The sequence below is a fragment of the Sphingobacterium sp. E70 genome (assembly GCF_019285695.1).
Lineage (GTDB): Bacteria > Bacteroidota > Bacteroidia > Sphingobacteriales > Sphingobacteriaceae > Sphingobacterium > Sphingobacterium detergens.
Genome location: NZ_CP079104.1, coordinates 401026 through 417822, shown reverse-complemented (window position 1 = coordinate 417822; position 16797 = coordinate 401026). Strand labels below are relative to the sequence as shown.

Below are 16797 nucleotides of genomic sequence, written 5' to 3'. Positions count from 1 at the left end.
ATCAGTTTATTCTTGGTGTTTAGCAATAGCGCTGTTTCCCAGCAGGTGAAAGTGTGATAACATTACTATAGGTACTATGATTGTTGGAAGTAAGACATAAGGAAACTGTAATACAGCAATATTAGGTTGATCAAATGCTATTGACTGTAAAGGTAATGGTGATGATAATATACCAATGACCACAACAGCTAGTAGTGAACAGATACCCAAAATATTCCATGCTTTGAAAAATGCAGATGTTAGTATTTTTGGATTGAAGCTACTAAAGATTAAAAATAGAACAGCAGTAATGCCGAAAAATAGATCATAGTTCCAACCCAAAAATGTCATTTCTATAGGCAGCATTTTATGCTTAAAAAGTTGAAAAATAATGAATTCAATAGGGAGTCTGATGATATGGATACCAAGCAGATAATAAGCGTTCAAGCTTAAATTTTTGATAATCTATAGTAACTGATACTCAGTAAGAGCGCGCTCACCAAGACAAGTACAAAAGTAGGTGGGAAAATCAGAAAAATATTAAGGGATGACACCGCTGAGAGTGCAAATGCCCATATTGCAATAGGAATGACCACCATTTTATTGGGGGAAGCGAGTCCAAATAAAATGAGGCATGCTAAAGTGGAAACGGAAAAAACTACAGGCATAGAAATGCAGATTTACGATATAAAACTACAAGAAATTCTCTTTGAAATACTTGTCCTAGGGCAAGTATTTCAAAGAGAATTTCTTGTAGTTTTGCTAACCTATGCCGTTGGTCGAATCTTAAATTTAATCAGTTGAGCTCAACCTTTTTTCTTTCAGCCATTTTGATAGGTGGTTGGCGACTTCAATATTATTGAGGTCAGAAAAGGGAAAGTGTGTAATTCCATGAATACCAACCTCGGGAAGATGGACGACAGTGGCGTCACCCTCATGTTTATTGATTGTTGCCGCCCATATTCTGGCCATTTCTAGTCCTGAACGTCAGTGATCCATATTCCAGACTTTGGTGGGCTGTTTGGCAATATTATCTCCGTAGTAAATCACGATGGGAATTTTGGTGAGTTTTTCGAAATCTGCTAATGGAATTTCAACACCTTTGAGCTCACCAAAAGTCCTGTGGATTGATTGGTTGTGGCAGTTCGCCTTTCGGAAACATGAAGCTGCTATATGGTTCAAAGGCGACAACGGCTTTAAGTCGGCTGTTTTTAATTGCCGTAGACCATCCCGGGCCGCCCCCTGTGAATGCGTTACCAATATACTAACACGATCGACACAATAAATCCGTTTCTTCCGAGTGAATGCTTCTTCTTCAGGATATTACCTAAAGTTTAACGCATTTTTTTCTTTAGGATCTTATTGAAATTATATCTTTTTCAAAATTGCGAAATACGCTAGTATATAAAGTTATATGAATTACTGAAATAAATACCATTATTACTGTTCATAGGAAGGTAACAAAATGATCAAAGACAAGTTCCGCAAGCGATAAACCACACAAAAATCGGATACCTTGCTATTTTCTGGATAGGAGATGAGCTGATAAAGCTATGCTATTGTTAATAAACCTTTGGGATTGATGGGATATCAGTTATTATTTGTATCTTTAGGAATAAGGTTTGTTATTCATATAACCCATTCGACAAACCAAACATGATAAAAGCTTCTCGTTTTATCTTTAAATTTCTCCAATTATATCATCGTGAAATTTTCTGTTTAGAACCAACCACACTCAAGTTTAATCCCCACAATTCATGTACCCATGGTTATGGGACACACCCTCACAATGTAAACAATATAAGTCATGAGTAAAGATCAAAAAAAGGAAAAAAAGTACGAAAGAGAAAACACAGTCGTCATATCAAAAGAAAAGGACTCGATTTCAAAGGATCTAACAGATAATGTCTTTCGTAAAAAAAAGAAATAAGCAATTGTAGAAGTTAGCTTAATTTAATAATGGTAGATTATTAATTTGGAGCGAGTATAAAGAGTGGAGTATTAGACCAGGCTTTTGCTCGCTCTTTTGATATAAAATTTTAAACGCTCTTAGCTATTAAATAAGCCTTCTATCATAAGATTGAGCTTGTTTTGTTTCCGCTCATTGAAAGTAAGTTGACTAGACATGTTGACGAATTGCTAAAGTCTATAGGTGAATGCATTGATATTCATTCCTGCACCTACAGAGGCAAATAAGATGATATCATTTTTATTGAATGAATGTCCTTCAATTTTTCCTTGCCTAATTAAATCATAGAGTGTTGGAATAGTTGCAACACTGCTGTTCCCAAATTTATGAATGGACATCGGCATGATATCCTCTGGCGGCTGCATATGATATAATCCATAGAATCGCGAAATAATGGCCTCATCCATTTTCTCATTGGCCTGATGAATTAATATCTTTTTTATGGCATTAATGTCAAGATTAGCTTTCTCTATGCAGACTTGCATAGCTAAAGGAACCTTACTCAGCGCGAATTCATATATCTTTCGTCCCTTCATCTTAATGTAGCGGGTGCCTTCTTCATGTTGGCTATTAAAGGAGCCTCCAAAATAAAGATAGTCGGCCTCATCAAATGCATAAGTTGCACTTTCAAAGGATAGTAATCCTGCTTCCTCTGTTGTCGCTTCTACGATAACTGCGCCAGCACCATCAGCATAGATCATTGAATCACGATCGTATGGATCTACGACACGGGAAAGAGTCTCGGTACCGATAACCATACAGCGTTTAGCCATGCCTGATTTGATAAACGCATTAGCTTGTATAACGCCTTCATTCCAGCCCGGACAGCCGAATAAAAGATCATAGGCGATACAATGTGGATTTCGTATACCTAATTTTTTCTTGACTCGTGTTGCCAGACTGGGAACAGTATCCGATTGAACTTTTCCATAGGGTACGTCGCCATAGTTATGTGCGACAATAATATAATCAAGTGTCTCTTGATCGATGTCAGCGTTGGCGATTGCCCGCTCTGCGGCAATAGACGCTAGATCAGAAGCCACCTGATCATTATTTGCATAACGACGTTCCTCAATGCCAGTAATATCTTTAAACTTACCTATAATGGATTCAGGGTATTTGATAGGCTCACCAGCCTCATCCAAAAAAATACGATCTTCAAAATTTGCGTTATTGATTTTATTGTCCGGAAGATAGCTACCTGACCCAATAATTTTTATATTCATTAATTTCCCTCCGTTTCTCAATTATTGAGTTTGTTTTTGTATTGTTCTTTGTGGACAGCAGCAATTGGTTACGATGCCCAGTGATTTATAAATTTCAATGTAGACATTTTCTTGACTGAGCCTTCTTTTGCTTAATTTACCAAAATTATTTAAGATATCCCTATACAAGTTAAATAAAAGGAAACTCGCTCATTGTTTTCGGAATATATGCTGGAAATGCATACCAAATTCATAATGAGGGGCTACGCATTTCGAGATCTTGGGTCCTCAGATAAGCTTAGTAAGCTGTCTGTCATCGTGATTTCGGGAAATAGCATCTTACATAAATTTACTCAATCGGGGCAGATACCATCGTGTAATGACAGCTATCGATCTGTACAAAATAGTTTTTATTTTATTTGCAGATTTACGTTAGGTGAACCCCTGATTTGTGTAGGTACTACCATGTAATTTAGCTGAAAATGAGTTATATAAAAGGCGTTGTTTCTGATCAAAAAAATGGGTTTTCAAAAATAATCAAGTCAAACAATAAGATACGTATTGTATTAAGGGATATCATGCGATGGAAAAACTACGTATTCTATCTGCGTATTTAAGGAATAGCTTATGTAGCATTTTTTTTTATGTAAAAATATCTTACTGTAAATAAGTTAGATATAAGAATTTTTATCTGTTTTTTTGAATACGCAAAAGGCTACAGTATCCCAGTTTGATATTTGTGACAACGAAAAAGGAAAAACACATAAAAATATCAAACATGGAAACAAAGATAAAAAATAGGCTAAATGAAATAGCGGAAATAGAAGGCATAAGCATACTGTTTGGCTGTGAATCGGGGAGCCGTGGCTGGGGATTCCCTTCAACAGATAGTGATTATGATGTCCGGTTTTTCTACATAAGGAAACCTTCAGATTATTCCAGCGTTTTTCCGTTAGAAACAGAATTGCGCTATCCGATAACTGGAGAACTGGATATATCCGGTTGGGATCTAATTAAAGTACTGGCGTTGTTGTACAAAAGCAATGTTAGCCCATTCGAATGGATACAGTCGCCAATTGTATATCACGAAACTTCCGGATTTAAAGAAGGTTTTCTGCCATTGATCGAAGACTATTTTAGTGCGCGCAGACAAGCGCATCATTATCTGGGAATAGTTCGCAGTAAGATCGGCGATTTCTGCGGTGGGACTATACGACTCAAGACCCTATTTTATATCTTGAGATCTTTGCTGGCGGCAGAGTGGTGCATCACCCACCGTTCTTATGCACCAATGGCCTTAGCCGATTTATCTGGATTAATGCCTGAGGGTATACGAACCGAAGTCGCGAAATTAGTACAATTGAAGAGTGAGGTAGACGAAGGTTTCAACTTTAGCTGTCCCGCAATAATAAAAGATTATCTGGAAGAAAGATTTAATCATTTGGAACATGAAGTGCATGATCTTCCAATGGTCAAGTCCTATAAGGAGGGGCTAGAAGATTATTTTAAAACTATACTGAAATGACTATACATGAACTTCGGGATAATGGACTGATCCTGTTTGAGGCAGTGGTCGGAAGTCGGGCTTATGGACTGGCGACCGCTACTTCGGATACAGATATCAAGGGCGTTTTTTATTTACCGCGCGATTATTTTTTTGGAAATAAATATATTGCTCAAGTTGCCAATTCGAGTAATGATGAGGTTTATTATGAATTGGGGCGTTTTGTGGAACTCCTTTCCAAAAGTAATCCCAATATATTGGAACTTCTGGCTAGTGCCGATGAATGTCTCTTATACAAAGATCCGATCTTTGAACGGTTTAATATTCAGGAATTTATGACTCGCGAGGCTGTGACTACTTTTGCCCAATACGCAATGGTTCAGGTACATAAGGCGAAAGGATTGAACAAGAAAATTAACAACCCCATGGACAATGAACGTAAAAGCTTGCTTGATTTCTGTTTTGTAATCGAAGGAAATGGTAGTCAACAGTTGAAACAATGGCTGGTCAATCGCGAATGGAAACAGGAAAATTGTGGATTGGCAAAGATAGACCATACCAAAGCTATGTATACATTGTTTTATGATTTGACAGGAAAGTTCGGATACAAAGGTATTATCTCATCCACAGAAAGCAATGAGGTCTCCTGTAGCTCGATTGCAAAGGAGCAAACGTCCAGTGCATATCTTTTTGTTAATCATGAAGCCTATTCTTCCTATTGTAAGACTTACAATGAGTACTTTACTTGGGTGGCCAAACGCAATGAGGTTCGTTTTCAGGGCACAGTGCGCCATGGTCAGGGTATGATGCAAAAACATGATGCACACGATCCGCTTGTTGGAACAGGCAAAAGAGATCTTGTACAATGGTGAATTGCATGTACATCGACCAAATAGGGAAGAGCTCCTGCTCATTAAAAGTGGAACATACAGTTATGAGGAACTTTTTCTGCGCTCCCAACAGCTTTTTAAAGAGATACAGGATCTTTCTTTATCGAGCATGCTTCCAGCCGCACCGGATCAGGCTATGCTGACAAAACTTTTGGTGGAATTACGGGAAGAACTCTACCGCTGATGTTTGTCCTACTTCGAGGCGCAACCTCATCGATTGATTGAAGTTCGCCTCAAGTTGCGATAGATCTCTACAATCGATATGTGTGGTCTATTCAAGAAGCTTAATTTGAAATTAATGATGCTGCAAATAATCAATTATTTTGGACGGATATTAAGTCCTAATACCCAAATCATAAATCTATCTGGTATTCAGGATCATTACTTACTATATTTATAAAGCTAATTAAAAGTGCATATTTCGGTTGCTGGAAAGGCTATGAGTAAAATTGAATAATGGTATTTTGGGGTTTAAGGCGTTACAAGGGATCTTATAGCGTACCACAAGACTCGGTCAGCATTTGTCAAAATATGCCAATTGAAAAAGAATAATAAAAACATTTCAAAACAGATGAGTTACGATATTTCACTATACAGGACTGAAACAAAGGTAAGGGAGGAAAATGCTCATGATGCGGATTTTTTCGAAAAAGAGGAAAACCTTGTTCCTTTTACTGGACAACAGTTTCAAGAGCTTAAAGAGCGACTTTTAAGCTACAACTACAAGATCACAGGAGAGGATGATCATGGTCTACATTTTAGCCATTCCGATGGTGATTTTGGCACTGCCTTATTAACAGGAAATGCCCTCTACTTTACAGCAAGCTGGAATGAAAACTCAATTTTGAAGTAGGAATGGTCGCTTCAGAATTTACTGACAGTGGGGAATACGCAAAGTATGATTTCCAGCGTGGGGAATGGGAGGTATGGGAATGATCAAGCGTTCCCGTAAATTATTTTCTGTATTGCGTTAAGGTCATACCTGTTTGTTTCTTAAAATAACGTGTCAAATACGAACTGTCTTCAAAATTGAGACGGTATGTTATCTCTTTAATGGATAAATCTGTGCTCGTAGGAGAGCCTTTATTTTCAATGTAACCTGTCTATCTATCAATCCTTTTGGAGAGTCATTCAAGAAATCTTTGATGATTTGTGATAAATAAAATGGGGTAAGGTTTCATTCTAATAGGTTTGCGTGTCACTTCAAAATATATGTTGGGACTGTATTATTATACGCTATATATAGATATATCAGCTTCACCCAAAAATGGGGCTGATATATTCTAGTAAATACTCATTTTTTTCTTTTGTTGCACGACCATGTTTATTTGTATGAAAGGCTAGAAATAGTTCGTTTGTTTGGATCAGAAATCACTTCCTATGGTCAATAATATTAAAATTGTAGTAGGGGCTAAGAATATTATTGTTCTTATCTAAGGGACTTGCCTGTATTCCATTCGCTGTTGGCATAAGCTTAAAGCTATGATAATCAATTTTTGAGCCTTTGAAGGGAGGATCTAACGTTATGGTACTGTCAGTGGTCTTGTATCTTCCATATGAAATATCCGAGCCAACCAAAAATACACTTTCATATATGTAAGTACCATCACTCCGTAGCCCAATACAAATACCATTTATATCACCATTAAAATATAATTCCATTAAAACAGGCCTATTGAGTTCCTTTTTTACACTATGATTTATTAAAAGGCAGTGATCGTGATACATATGCACACAAGTGTTAGTAAAAAGGAACTTAACTTTTTACTCGTTTTGTATCCTTGGACATCCTTGAAAATTACAAAATGGTTAATAGGATATCACATATTAGAATGAATATCCAAAAGAAATCAGCTATAAACGAAGTTCCATACTGCTGTTGATTAATATAACGGAGGCTTATAAAACCTAAAATCGCGACAATAATAGTTCTTGGAAAACTCATAAACACCATACTAATCTAGAGACCAGCTATTCGATATGCTGTAGGAGTTTTCCTGTCCATTTTTTAAATGCCCGAACGAAGGCACTTGGCTCAGCATAGCCCAAAATGGTTGAAATTTCTTTTACCGAAGAACTACTGTTTTGCATGTAATGGACAGCCAGTGACTTACGCACCTCCTCAACAATTTGTACATAAGAAGCTCCCTCATCCTTGAGTTTACGTTGTAAAGTCCTTACACTGATATTGAAATTTCCGGCTACCGCTTCGATCGAGAGTGAATAAAGGTAAGAGTTCGCTAGAAGGTAGTTGAATATCCTCTTGGAAAGAGCACCTGTTAACTCGTTTGGATTTTGCAATTTGTTCATTTGGTTAATGAGCAAAGTTTGCACCTCATAGTTGGCTGTAATGATTGGAAAGTCCAGGTATTCTTTGGGAAATTCTACCGTATAATATTCTGCCTTAACTATTGGACATTTCAAAATTATCTCGTAGTCCATGTAGCGATCTTTCTGAAAGCTTGGTAGACCAACCTTCGTGGGTTTCAGATTTTTAAGTAAAAGCCCTTTCAATTCATAAATTGTAAACGCTATCAGGAAGTCCCCGAATTGTCTTTGGGTCATCTGGAAATGGTCAAAACCTGCATTTTTAAGGTATTGGATGACACATGTTTTAGGTCCCAGTTCTATTTCCATTGTATAAAGATCCGTGACTACGTGCATCATCGATCGTACCTGTAGAAGAGCGTCTTTCACGGTGCTGCTCGTTTGGATAATCTGTCCGACAATATTCAGTGCCGCTAACTGCATTGTAGCTCCAAAATGCAAGCCTATCAGCTCATCGTTGGAAAACTGAACAATGTTCTTCCACAGATTTTCCACCTGTTGGTTAGAGATATCAAACCTGGCGCTGTTCATTAACTGGGCAATCGAAAATCCTGATAATGCAGTAATTTTAGCATTATCTAGCCCACGCTCACCACAAAAGGCAATCAAGGCTTGCAACATGGTCTGTCTATAATTCATACTGTAAATCTAATGATATGTTTTACAGTTTGTATCTGATTGTCGCATAATGTCAATACCCTGTCGCTTATAGATAATAAAAAGCCGTCCGTACAGCAGTACTTTTGAGTAACAAAAAGATAGAAATTATGACACTAAAAATGTATTGCTGACCAATGCGATCAGCTCAGGAATGACCGGGCTCTTATTAGCGACCATGCCTTCTTTATTTACACAACTATTTAAAACACCACACAGTAGTCCATTTACCTTGGTTGGAGGTTTTCTGATCGTGTTTTCTGTATTTGTACTGGCAACGGCTATGAAGAAAATTATCTCGAAAAGCTGGACCAAATTTATCATTACGTTAGATGTTATTTGGGTTATTGCCAGCGTTATTGCTGTCATCTCCTTATTTTATACAATCAGTATGATAGGTTCTGTTATGATCCTAGCTGTTGCCGTATGGGTTGGAATGATGGCTTATTTGCAAAACAGAAATCTAAACACTATTTGAGATGGAAAATATCAATGCTTTTGTGGATACCTTCCTAGCTAGCTTGCAGCGGCGAGAACTGAAAAACCTGGTTGATCTTTTTGCTGAAGAGTTTTACCTGGAAATTCCGGGCAATACAGCAAAGATAAAATGGCTGGGATCGAGAAGGTCGAAACCGGAGGTGGAACAACTTTTTAAGTTACTATGGTCAGCTGTTGAACCTGTAGGCGCAGCTATACAGACCGTATTGACCAACGAAGATCAGGCTATTATAAAAGGGAATTTTACCTCCAAGATGTTGAAAACAGGAAAGCTGGTCAGTTCTGTATTCTTTATTCACTTGAAGATACACAACCATAAAATTATCGAATATACGCTCTTGGAAGACAGTTATGCGGTTTCAGAGGCTTTGCTATAAAGGTTGCCTTGTCTAATGAATAGGATAAAATGTATAAATTCAATAAAGAATTTATACATTTTATATAAGGAGGGTATGTACCAACTGAACAGTTATATGCAATCTATTCACTGAAACAATTAGCAAACCAAAAATAGTATTTGGCTAAAAAGTATGGTTTTTGTATTCTTGTATATGTGTAAAAATTAATATCTTTATTTTATATAGACCATTTTTCATAAATAAATGCAGGATTTTAATCAAGCCCCCTTCCTATGGAATGAATTGCGATATGCAATAGCGTTCGATCGAAGTCAGGTTGCATTTAAAACCTTATTCAAAAGTTTTCACCCCGATCTATATGAGTTTGGTGTCGCTATAATTAAGTCGTCGGAACCGGTAGAAGATATTATCTCAGAGATATTTATGAAATTGTGGCTATTGGAAGATAAGTTAATGGAAATAGAAAATATTAAAACTTATCTCTTTAGGTCTGTTAGAAACAATGCCATAAAATATCTTGAAAGACAACCCTCTCATGTTGATATTTCTGAGATTATTGATTTCAATTATCAATCTCCAAGTGTTGAACAGGAATATATATCAAATGAGAATCTGAAAATTATACAACAAACTATTGAGGAACTGCCCTCAAAATGCAAAATGGCTTTTACCCTCGTAAAAGACCTTGGCTGTACGTACCACGAAACGGCCGCTATTATGGAAATTTCCAAAAATACGGTGGATCGGCATATACAGCTTGCCCTGCGTCGCCTAAGAGAATCAATTTCTTTAAAAAAATAAATAGCTAGTATACAGTTGTTTGAAGTTTTATTTCATTTTCAATTGGTGACATTCATCCTCTTTTGGCTCTTATTTTAAAGAATCAAAAGGAACTATGAACCAAGATCAATTTCTAGATTTATTAAATAGACAGCTTGAGGGAACACTAAATCCTGAAGAAAAGCGGCTTTTGGAGAAATTGATCAATGAAGATAGTCGAAATAAAGTTCTTTATAATTTTATTGTAAGTAAAGTTCAATCTTCGCAATCGAGTATCCCAAATACTGAATCCGCATTTGATCAAATATGGCAACAGATAGAAAGCACTGAGTCAGAAATCAACACAGTGAAATCCGAGGAGGTCGCGACTCCGTCGTTACGCTTATCTTTATTTGAGACGCTGAAATTAAAAGTTAAGCAAGTGGGCTATCCTTTTATTTAGCCGCTGCCTCTGTACTAGTTATCCTTTCCACCGGCATTTGGTGGTATAAACATCAAGCAAGATCCATTGAGTATGGAATGCATTATAGTAGTGCTAAAGGAGAGAAGAGAATTCTTAATCTTCCAGATGGCAGTACGGTCTGGCTGAATGGAGATAGTAAACTTTATTTGGCCAAAGGTTTCAACAAAAAGGATCGTCATGTCAAATTAATTGGCGAGGGTTTCTTCTCGGTAGCGAAAGACAAAAGGCATCCTTTTATTGTGTCATACAAAGACGCTGAAGTGAAGGTTCTTGGCACCAAGTTCAATATCAGAGCATATCCTGACGAGCATAAAATACAGACCTCACTCGTAGAAGGTGCGATCGAAATGACAGATAGAACGAATGGCGAAACCTACCGTATGATACCGGGTGAAAAAATAACTATTGCGGAAAAATTAGTTCAGCAGGCCTTGCGAAAAACTCGCATTCCATTGGTACAACGTACAGAACTCCAAATTCAAGAAGGGGAAAAATGCCATCAGAGACTTTGTGGCTTGAAAATAAGCTCTCGTTTGAAGGCGATCCGATGTCTATCGTCGCTTCTAAAATTAGCAAATGGTATAATCGAAATATTATAATTAACAATACTGAGCTTGAAAATACGACGTTCACAGGAACTATGGAAGGTTATAATCTTGACATGGCTTTAAAGACTATTACACTGGCTAATCCAGCTATACGTGTTAAACATGAAAATGACACAATTATTCTATATTAACCCTAAATAAACGATGAATAAAGACTACACATAACCCATCAAAAAAGGATACACCGGTTGATGTATCCTCTAAGTTCATGAAATAAAGAGTACAAGGTCCCTGAGAAAGATAATGTACTCTATGGTTCCATAATCAAATTAAAACTATGAAAAATAATTTACATGGTCAGGTATTTTTTGCACGAAAATCAAGTACCATTAAATATGCATTAATGACAAAATTAACGCTAGCGCTCACTTTTGCATTTACCGTAAAGGTTTTCGGAATAAGCACCAAAGCTCAAGAGAAGGTATCTTTAAAAATCAGGAATACTGATCTTAAAACTGTGTTAAAAACGATTGAAAAGCAAACCAAAGTTAAATTCATCTATTTTGACAATGTTGTAGATGATAAAAACCTACCTTTAATCTCTGTCGAAAATCAAAATTGGAACAATGCTTTGGCGCCATTGCTGAATAGATTTCAGCTTCGAATGGAAAACACGAGCGAGAATACTTATGTGATAACCGTTAATGCTAAATCACTACAAGGTCTCGATATCAAAGGAAAAGTTGTGGATCGTCAGGGCTTCCCGCTATCTGGTGTAACCTTGGTTGAAAAGGACAAGGATCGCGGTACAAGTACCAACGACAAAGGGGAATTTACGCTCAGAGTAAGTGGCCCCAATGCAGTACTGCTCGTTAGTAATGTCGGCTTTATAAGTCAGGAAGTTTCAGTTAGCCAATCTTTTATGGCGATTACCTTACAAGAAGATTTAACCTCTTTAGAAGAGGTTGTTGTCGTTGGTTATGGTACACAGAAGAGGGCAAATCTTACTGGATCTGTGGCTTCCGTTGATATGGAAAAGGTATTGGGCGATAGGCCGGTAACGAGTAGTTCCCAAGCCTTACAAGGTGCATTACCGGGGCTTCAAGTGACATTTGGTGGGGGCGTCCGGGAACTTCAACCGAATTGAATATTCGTGGTTTACCTTCAATTAATGGTGGATCTCCTTTGGTTTTGGTGGATAATGTACCTATGAATATGGATGATGTCAACCCAAAAGATATTCTAAATGTCACTGTATTGAAAGATGCGGCTGCGGCTTCAATTTATGGTGCTAGAGCTGCTTTTGGTGTTATACTCATCACAACCAAGAAGGGGACTCGAAATCAACCAACCAGCATCAATTACTCCAGTAATCTAACTTGGAGCCGGCCGTCAACTTTGCCGGAAAAGGCAACTCCTTTGGAGTTCGTTCAGGCATTAAAAGACTTCGGAAACAGTTCAAATTGGGCAGGTCAAAATGTGGATACCTGGCTTGAACTGTTAAAGGAATATCAGACCAATCCCTCTAAATATGCCGATGGTATAGCCGAGATAAACAATACAAAATATCCTTTGAAAGAATACGATCTCTATAATGAAGTGTTCCAGACAGGATTTGAGCATTTACACAATCTGTCTATCCGGGGCGGTTCCGAAAAGATAGCATATAGGCTATCCGGTATGTATAGCAATGAAGATGGCATTATGATTACCAAAAAGACAGCTACAGCAGGTATAATTTTAATGCTTTTGTGAATGCTGAACTGTTTAAGAATTTTAATGCAAGTGTCAATGTATTTTATAAAAGGATAATCGCCTGACTCCAGCAAATATGGGCGAAATGTTTTACAGAGCTCTCACATTCGGATCCTATCTCAATCCGGGTGAAACCGTTGATAACGATGGAAAAACTATTCCCTATGGAACTCCAAACAATTACCTTAGGTACGAGGATGCCGCACGTAGATATGAGGAAAATCTTAGGCTTTTTGGAAAATTGGAATATAATCCTTTACCCGGCTGGAATATAACCGCAGAGTACACCTTTAGCAAAAATAATCTAAACAATAAAAATGCCCAGAATAGAAATAGGTATATGAATCCGAACAATTTCAATACGGAATATCTATTTAATCAGGATTTTTATACCCGGTCAAATTCGCAGACAGATTATAATGCCTTAAATTTTTATACGAGCTATAGTCGTGCGATAACAGATCATAATCTGAAAGTACTGGTAGGAACAAATTATGAGAAAAGTTATATCGAATCCTTTTCAGCCACAAGGTACGGCATATTGAGCCCAAATTCGCCTTCATTGGGGACAAGTACGGGGACACAAAATACATCCGATAGTTTCGGTCAATACGCTGTGTTGGGTTATTTCGGAAGAATTAACTATGATTACAAAAACCGTTATCTTTTGGAGCTAAATGGTCGCTTGGATGGTTCTTCCCGCTTTCTTAAAGATAGTAGGTTTGGATTTTTTCCTTCTGTGTCCGCGGGATGGAACGTCGCAGAGGAAGGTTTCATGGAGCATCTTAAAAACAGCATTCCAATGCTGAAATTTAGGCTTCTTATGGAGAGATAGGCAACCAAGTAGTATTGAGTTCCGATAAAAATCAGGTCTATTTCCCAACAATTCCACAAATGAATACGGGTAATGCCAACTGGATAGACCCTAATACGGGTGTCCGTTATCTGACGATCAATCCGCCCAATTTAATCAGTTCGACTTTTTCCTGGGAAAAGGTTCGCACCTTAAACCTAGGTGTTGATATTGCATTGTTCAACAGTAAACTGAATGGAAGTTTTGATTGGTTCAGACGTCAGACAATTGGCATGCTTTATCAGGGAGCAGATTTACCGGCAGTTTTGGGATCTGCACCACCATTTCAAAATGTGACTGACCTTGAATCGAAAGGCTGGGAACTCGAACTTTCCTGGAAGGACAAAATCAAAGACTTTAAATATTCGTTTACCTTTAATCTTTCCGACAATAGGGCATTCATTACCAAGATCAATAATAGCGCGGGATTGATAGATGGTTATTACAAAGGGAAAGAAATTGGTGAGATATGGGGCTATGTAAGTAATGGATATTATACAAATGACGACTTTCAGCCTAATACATTGGATGCTAATCTGATGAATGGCAAACTTAAAGAAGGTATACCTTTTTTCAAGGGAGTGGCGCAGAACCCCGGTGACATGAAATACGCGGATCTGAACCAAGATGGTATTATTTTCAATGGCACCAATACGGTATCCGATCCGGGCGATATGAAGATCATCGGTAACAGCAATAGACGTTTTCAATTTGGATTAAATAGTAATTTTTCTTATAAAAATATTGATCTGAGCGTTTTCATCCAGGGGTGGGTAAGCGGGATATTTGGTTAGATAATTTCCTGATGTGGCCCTATAATAATCAGTTTGGAACGCTCTATAAGGGCAATCTTGATTATTGGACTCCGGAGAATACGGATGCGACCTATGCAAGAATATATGCAAATGCTGGATTAAATACCAGTGCCAATAGGCGTCGGCAGACGAAATATCTTTCAGATGCATCTTATCTGCGTGTACGGAATATTACGGTAGGATATACAGTGGACAATAAAATTTTACGCAGTAAAGTGGTCAACAACATCAAATTCTTTGTGTCGGGTGAAAATCTATTTAAAGCCGACCATATGCCCAGAGGGATGGAAGCCGATGGAGAGGACATCGGTTCGGGAGGGATTTATCCATTCCTGAAAAAATACAGTTTTGGTGTCAATGTTACTTTTTAATCATTAGAAAAACGTAAAATATTATGAAAAAGAGATTTATCCAATATATCATTTTCCTTGGTTTGAGCACATCCTTATCCAGCTGTAGCAATTTACTGGATCTGGATCCCGAGGGGACTTTAACCGAACAGAGCACATTCACTAACTACAATAATTTTATTTCGTATGCCTGGCAGTTTTATGGTACCTTCCCAGGATACAACGTTTCAATTCCAGACTCAGAGGTGAACAGCGATTTATTTGCAACTGCTCAAGCCAATAGTACTTCGGACTGGATCTGGCAGCGTATGGTTGTTCCTTCAACGAGCGCAGATTATAAGGATCCATTTATACAGATTCGTTCCATTAATATTCTTTTGGATAATATTGATCAAGCCAGCCAATTGTCTGAGTCTGAGAAAAAACATATTCGCAGTATCGGGTACTTTTTCAAAGCTTACCAATACATGGACCTGTTGAACAAATTCGGCAGCGCGATCTGGGTAGAACATACCATCGATGATGGCGATAAGGAAATCTTATATGGTACCCCGAGCGACCGCGATGAAATCGCTGCTCATATTCTGGAAATGCTAAGCTATGCGGGAGAAAATATCAAAGAAAACGGTGATGGACCTAATACGATAAACCGTAAAGTTGTATTGGCCTTGACCGCACGCTTCGGTTTGCGTGAAGGTACTTGGCGTAAATATCGACAACTTAAAGATGCTGAAAAATACCTGCGTCTATCAGCTTTAGCTGCGGAGAAGATTTTGGTCAATAATATTCCGTTGATAAACAATTATGATTTGCTTTTTAACAGCGAGTCATTGGCTAATGTCAACGAAGTATTTCTTTACAAACAGTATGAATTGAATCAGATTACACATGGTCTGGCCTCTAGAGCCCGTAATTCAGCTGGTCGTTGGGATCTCACCAAGAAAGCCGTCGATATGTACCTGATGAAAGATGGGCAAACCCGTTGGACAAGTACTGCATTTGATGGGGATCAAAGTGCTTACGACGAATTTCGGAATCGGGATACCCGTTTATACTATACCATTCCACCTCCTTACAGAGTAAAAATGGGGAAAACAAATTTACTATGGGAATATACGGATAATCCAAATGATCGGGAATATATAGATTTAATGTCTACATTATCTGACGATAAGCATAAAACGTTACCATGGATGAACTGGGAAGGTCTGATATTGAAAGAAGAACCCCATTATGTAGATTTTACAAATGGACAGCCCTATAGTGTAAGTTATACGGGCTATCGTTTCTATAAATTCAGCAATAAAATCAATCGAATCCAAAATGTTGATATCAATGATGCACCAATATTTAGACTTGGTGAAATTTTGGTCAGCTATGCAGAGGCAAAATACGAATTAGACGAAATCAGCCAGCAGATTATTGATCAAACGATAAATAAATTGAGAGCACGGGGTGGGGTGGCGCCATTGCAGTTAACTGCAATCCCACAAGATCCTACACGCGATCAATCGGTGAATGCCATCCTTTGGGAAATACGTAGGGAACGGGCAGTGGAATTGATGGGAGAAGGTTTTCGATTCGACGATCTCAGAAGATGGAGAAAATGGATTATGCAGTAGCGACAAAATTGGGCCGATATATTACTAAAGGTGTGGACGTTCCGGCCAATACACCTATCCCAATTGAAAATGGATCGACAAAAGGGTATATCTCTTACGAAGGTAAGGCGCCGTCACCATTTCCGAGTATTATTATTTATACCCGTTTCCTTCTTCGGAACTTGTACAAAATAAAAATTTAAAACAAAATGAAGGTTGGTAATTACTTAACTTTGGATATAC

At 37.8% G+C, this 16797-nt stretch carries 24 protein-coding genes; 18 read left to right on the top strand and 6 right to left on the bottom strand.

Annotated features, from left to right (window positions below; all coding sequences use genetic code 11):
* Positions 1-6: 6 nt before the first annotated feature.
* Positions 7-426: a hypothetical protein gene (locus KUH03_RS03060; RefSeq protein WP_257091521.1), complete on the bottom strand. Its 420-nt coding sequence runs from the start codon at positions 424-426 to the stop codon at positions 7-9.
* A gap of 141 nt (positions 427-567) precedes the next feature.
* Between KUH03_RS03060 and KUH03_RS03055 the strand changes: the two genes are divergently transcribed.
* On the top strand, positions 568-783 hold the full coding sequence (locus KUH03_RS03055; protein WP_257091520.1) for a hypothetical protein: 216 nt from the start codon (positions 568-570) through the stop codon (positions 781-783).
* Here the strand turns inward: KUH03_RS03055 and KUH03_RS03050 are convergent.
* The 3 genes from KUH03_RS03050 to KUH03_RS03040 all read right to left on the bottom strand — a co-directional run bounded on the left by KUH03_RS03050 (position 772) and on the right by KUH03_RS03040 (position 3174).
* Positions 772-951: a hypothetical protein gene (locus KUH03_RS03050; RefSeq protein ID WP_257091519.1), complete on the bottom strand. Its 180-nt coding sequence runs from the start codon at positions 949-951 to the stop codon at positions 772-774. The genes KUH03_RS03055 and KUH03_RS03050 overlap by 12 nt on opposite strands.
* A gap of 15 nt (positions 952-966) precedes the next feature.
* Positions 967-1239 (bottom strand): hypothetical protein, encoded by a 273-nt coding sequence (locus tag KUH03_RS03045; RefSeq protein WP_257091518.1) that lies wholly within the window; start codon positions 1237-1239, stop codon positions 967-969.
* Between the two features lie 879 nt (positions 1240-2118).
* A complete protein-coding gene (locus KUH03_RS03040; protein WP_257091517.1) occupies positions 2119-3174 on the bottom strand; it encodes a 3-oxoacyl-ACP synthase III family protein in 1056 nt (351 codons plus the stop codon).
* A 757-nt stretch (positions 3175-3931) separates the two neighbouring features.
* On the opposite strand from KUH03_RS03040, the gene KUH03_RS03035 reads away from it, so the two are divergent.
* From KUH03_RS03035 to KUH03_RS03020, 4 genes are all read left to right on the top strand, one after another.
* Positions 3932-4678: a nucleotidyltransferase domain-containing protein gene (locus KUH03_RS03035; protein ID WP_257091516.1), complete on the top strand. Its 747-nt coding sequence runs from the start codon at positions 3932-3934 to the stop codon at positions 4676-4678.
* Positions 4675-5529, top strand: a complete 855-nt coding sequence (locus KUH03_RS03030) for a nucleotidyltransferase domain-containing protein (protein WP_257091515.1) — start codon at positions 4675-4677, stop codon at positions 5527-5529. The genes KUH03_RS03035 and KUH03_RS03030 overlap by 4 nt, the downstream gene beginning before the upstream one ends.
* Positions 5516-5731 carry a hypothetical protein gene (locus KUH03_RS03025; protein WP_257091514.1) on the top strand — a complete coding sequence of 72 codons (216 nt, stop codon included), beginning with the start codon at positions 5516-5518 and terminating at the stop codon, positions 5729-5731. The genes KUH03_RS03030 and KUH03_RS03025 overlap by 14 nt, the downstream gene beginning before the upstream one ends.
* A gap of 387 nt (positions 5732-6118) precedes the next feature.
* Entirely contained in the window at positions 6119-6400 is a 282-nt protein-coding gene (locus KUH03_RS03020) for a hypothetical protein (protein WP_257091513.1), read from the top strand.
* Between the two features lie 100 nt (positions 6401-6500).
* Here the strand turns inward: KUH03_RS03020 and KUH03_RS48005 are convergent, their stop codons facing one another.
* The gene (locus KUH03_RS48005; protein ID WP_373564931.1) at positions 6501-6641 is read right to left on the bottom strand and encodes a helix-turn-helix domain-containing protein; all 141 of its coding nucleotides are present in this window, start codon (positions 6639-6641) and stop codon (positions 6501-6503) included.
* A gap of 877 nt (positions 6642-7518) precedes the next feature.
* On the bottom strand, positions 7519-8514 hold the full coding sequence (locus KUH03_RS03015; RefSeq protein ID WP_257091512.1) for an AraC family transcriptional regulator: 996 nt from the start codon (positions 8512-8514) through the stop codon (positions 7519-7521).
* 145 nt (positions 8515-8659) lie between these two features.
* On the opposite strand from KUH03_RS03015, the gene KUH03_RS03010 reads away from it, so the two are divergent.
* The 13 genes from KUH03_RS03010 to KUH03_RS47995 all read left to right on the top strand — a co-directional run bounded on the left by KUH03_RS03010 (position 8660) and on the right by KUH03_RS47995 (position 16777).
* Positions 8660-9010, top strand: coding sequence for a hypothetical protein (locus KUH03_RS03010; protein WP_257091511.1), 351 nt, complete (start codon positions 8660-8662; stop codon positions 9008-9010).
* A gap of 1 nt (position 9011) precedes the next feature.
* A complete protein-coding gene (locus tag KUH03_RS03005) occupies positions 9012-9407 on the top strand; it encodes a nuclear transport factor 2 family protein (RefSeq protein ID WP_257091510.1) in 396 nt (131 codons plus the stop codon).
* Between the two features lie 225 nt (positions 9408-9632).
* The gene (locus KUH03_RS03000; RefSeq protein WP_257091509.1) at positions 9633-10190 is read left to right on the top strand and encodes an RNA polymerase sigma-70 factor; all 558 of its coding nucleotides are present in this window, start codon (positions 9633-9635) and stop codon (positions 10188-10190) included.
* A 94-nt stretch (positions 10191-10284) separates the two neighbouring features.
* Positions 10285-10611, top strand: a complete 327-nt coding sequence (locus KUH03_RS02995) for a hypothetical protein (protein WP_257091508.1) — start codon at positions 10285-10287, stop codon at positions 10609-10611.
* A 77-nt stretch (positions 10612-10688) separates the two neighbouring features.
* The gene (locus KUH03_RS02990) at positions 10689-11231 is read left to right on the top strand and encodes a FecR family protein (protein ID WP_257091507.1); all 543 of its coding nucleotides are present in this window, start codon (positions 10689-10691) and stop codon (positions 11229-11231) included.
* The gene (locus KUH03_RS48000; RefSeq protein WP_373564622.1) at positions 11126-11371 is read left to right on the top strand and encodes a FecR domain-containing protein; all 246 of its coding nucleotides are present in this window, start codon (positions 11126-11128) and stop codon (positions 11369-11371) included. The genes KUH03_RS02990 and KUH03_RS48000 overlap by 106 nt, the downstream gene beginning before the upstream one ends.
* Positions 11372-11517: 146 nt before the next feature.
* A complete protein-coding gene (locus tag KUH03_RS02985; RefSeq protein WP_257091506.1) occupies positions 11518-12327 on the top strand; it encodes a carboxypeptidase-like regulatory domain-containing protein in 810 nt (269 codons plus the stop codon).
* Entirely contained in the window at positions 12324-12935 is a 612-nt protein-coding gene (locus KUH03_RS02980) for a TonB-dependent receptor plug domain-containing protein (protein ID WP_257091505.1), read from the top strand. The genes KUH03_RS02985 and KUH03_RS02980 overlap by 4 nt, the downstream gene beginning before the upstream one ends.
* Positions 12936-13020: 85 nt before the next feature.
* Positions 13021-13770, top strand: coding sequence for a TonB-dependent receptor domain-containing protein (locus KUH03_RS02975; RefSeq protein ID WP_257091504.1), 750 nt, complete (start codon positions 13021-13023; stop codon positions 13768-13770).
* Positions 13771-13829: 59 nt separating this feature from the next.
* On the top strand, positions 13830-14582 hold the full coding sequence (locus KUH03_RS02970; protein ID WP_373564930.1) for a TonB-dependent receptor domain-containing protein: 753 nt from the start codon (positions 13830-13832) through the stop codon (positions 14580-14582).
* The gene (locus tag KUH03_RS02965) at positions 14558-14974 is read left to right on the top strand and encodes a hypothetical protein (protein WP_257091502.1); all 417 of its coding nucleotides are present in this window, start codon (positions 14558-14560) and stop codon (positions 14972-14974) included. Before KUH03_RS02970 ends, KUH03_RS02965 begins: the two co-directional genes overlap by 25 nt.
* 23 nt (positions 14975-14997) lie before the next feature.
* On the top strand, positions 14998-16575 hold the full coding sequence (locus KUH03_RS02960; RefSeq protein WP_257091501.1) for a RagB/SusD family nutrient uptake outer membrane protein: 1578 nt from the start codon (positions 14998-15000) through the stop codon (positions 16573-16575).
* A gap of 118 nt (positions 16576-16693) precedes the next feature.
* The gene (locus KUH03_RS47995) at positions 16694-16777 is read left to right on the top strand and encodes a RagB/SusD family nutrient uptake outer membrane protein (RefSeq protein WP_373564929.1); all 84 of its coding nucleotides are present in this window, start codon (positions 16694-16696) and stop codon (positions 16775-16777) included.
* The last annotated feature ends 20 nt before the right edge of the window (positions 16778-16797 follow it).

Excerpts from the sequence above, each read along its gene's own strand:
- KUH03_RS03030 (WP_257091515.1), top strand. The coding sequence starts at position 4,675 with ATGACTATACATGAACTTCGGGATAATGGACTGATCCTGTTTGAGGCA.
- KUH03_RS03015 (WP_257091512.1), bottom strand. The coding sequence starts at position 8,514 with ATGAATTATAGACAGACCATGTTGCAAGCCTTGATTGCCTTTTGTGGT.
- KUH03_RS03000 (WP_257091509.1), top strand. The coding sequence starts at position 9,633 with ATGCAGGATTTTAATCAAGCCCCCTTCCTATGGAATGAATTGCGATAT.
- KUH03_RS02970 (WP_373564930.1), top strand. The coding sequence starts at position 13,830 with ATGAATACGGGTAATGCCAACTGGATAGACCCTAATACGGGTGTCCGT.
- KUH03_RS03040 (WP_257091517.1), bottom strand. The coding sequence starts at position 3,174 with ATGAATATAAAAATTATTGGGTCAGGTAGCTATCTTCCGGACAATAAA.
- KUH03_RS02975 (WP_257091504.1), top strand. The coding sequence starts at position 13,021 with ATGTTTTACAGAGCTCTCACATTCGGATCCTATCTCAATCCGGGTGAA.
- KUH03_RS02990 (WP_257091507.1), top strand. The coding sequence starts at position 10,689 with ATGCATTATAGTAGTGCTAAAGGAGAGAAGAGAATTCTTAATCTTCCA.
- KUH03_RS02995 (WP_257091508.1), top strand. The coding sequence starts at position 10,285 with ATGAACCAAGATCAATTTCTAGATTTATTAAATAGACAGCTTGAGGGA.
- KUH03_RS03035 (WP_257091516.1), top strand. The coding sequence starts at position 3,932 with ATGGAAACAAAGATAAAAAATAGGCTAAATGAAATAGCGGAAATAGAA.
- KUH03_RS02960 (WP_257091501.1), top strand. The coding sequence starts at position 14,998 with ATGAAAAAGAGATTTATCCAATATATCATTTTCCTTGGTTTGAGCACA.
- KUH03_RS03050 (WP_257091519.1), bottom strand. The coding sequence starts at position 951 with ATGGCCAGAATATGGGCGGCAACAATCAATAAACATGAGGGTGACGCC.
- KUH03_RS03020 (WP_257091513.1), top strand. The coding sequence starts at position 6,119 with ATGAGTTACGATATTTCACTATACAGGACTGAAACAAAGGTAAGGGAG.
- KUH03_RS48000 (WP_373564622.1), top strand. The coding sequence starts at position 11,126 with ATGCCATCAGAGACTTTGTGGCTTGAAAATAAGCTCTCGTTTGAAGGC.
- KUH03_RS03055 (WP_257091520.1), top strand. The coding sequence starts at position 568 with ATGACCACCATTTTATTGGGGGAAGCGAGTCCAAATAAAATGAGGCAT.
- KUH03_RS03005 (WP_257091510.1), top strand. The coding sequence starts at position 9,012 with ATGGAAAATATCAATGCTTTTGTGGATACCTTCCTAGCTAGCTTGCAG.
- KUH03_RS02985 (WP_257091506.1), top strand. The coding sequence starts at position 11,518 with ATGAAAAATAATTTACATGGTCAGGTATTTTTTGCACGAAAATCAAGT.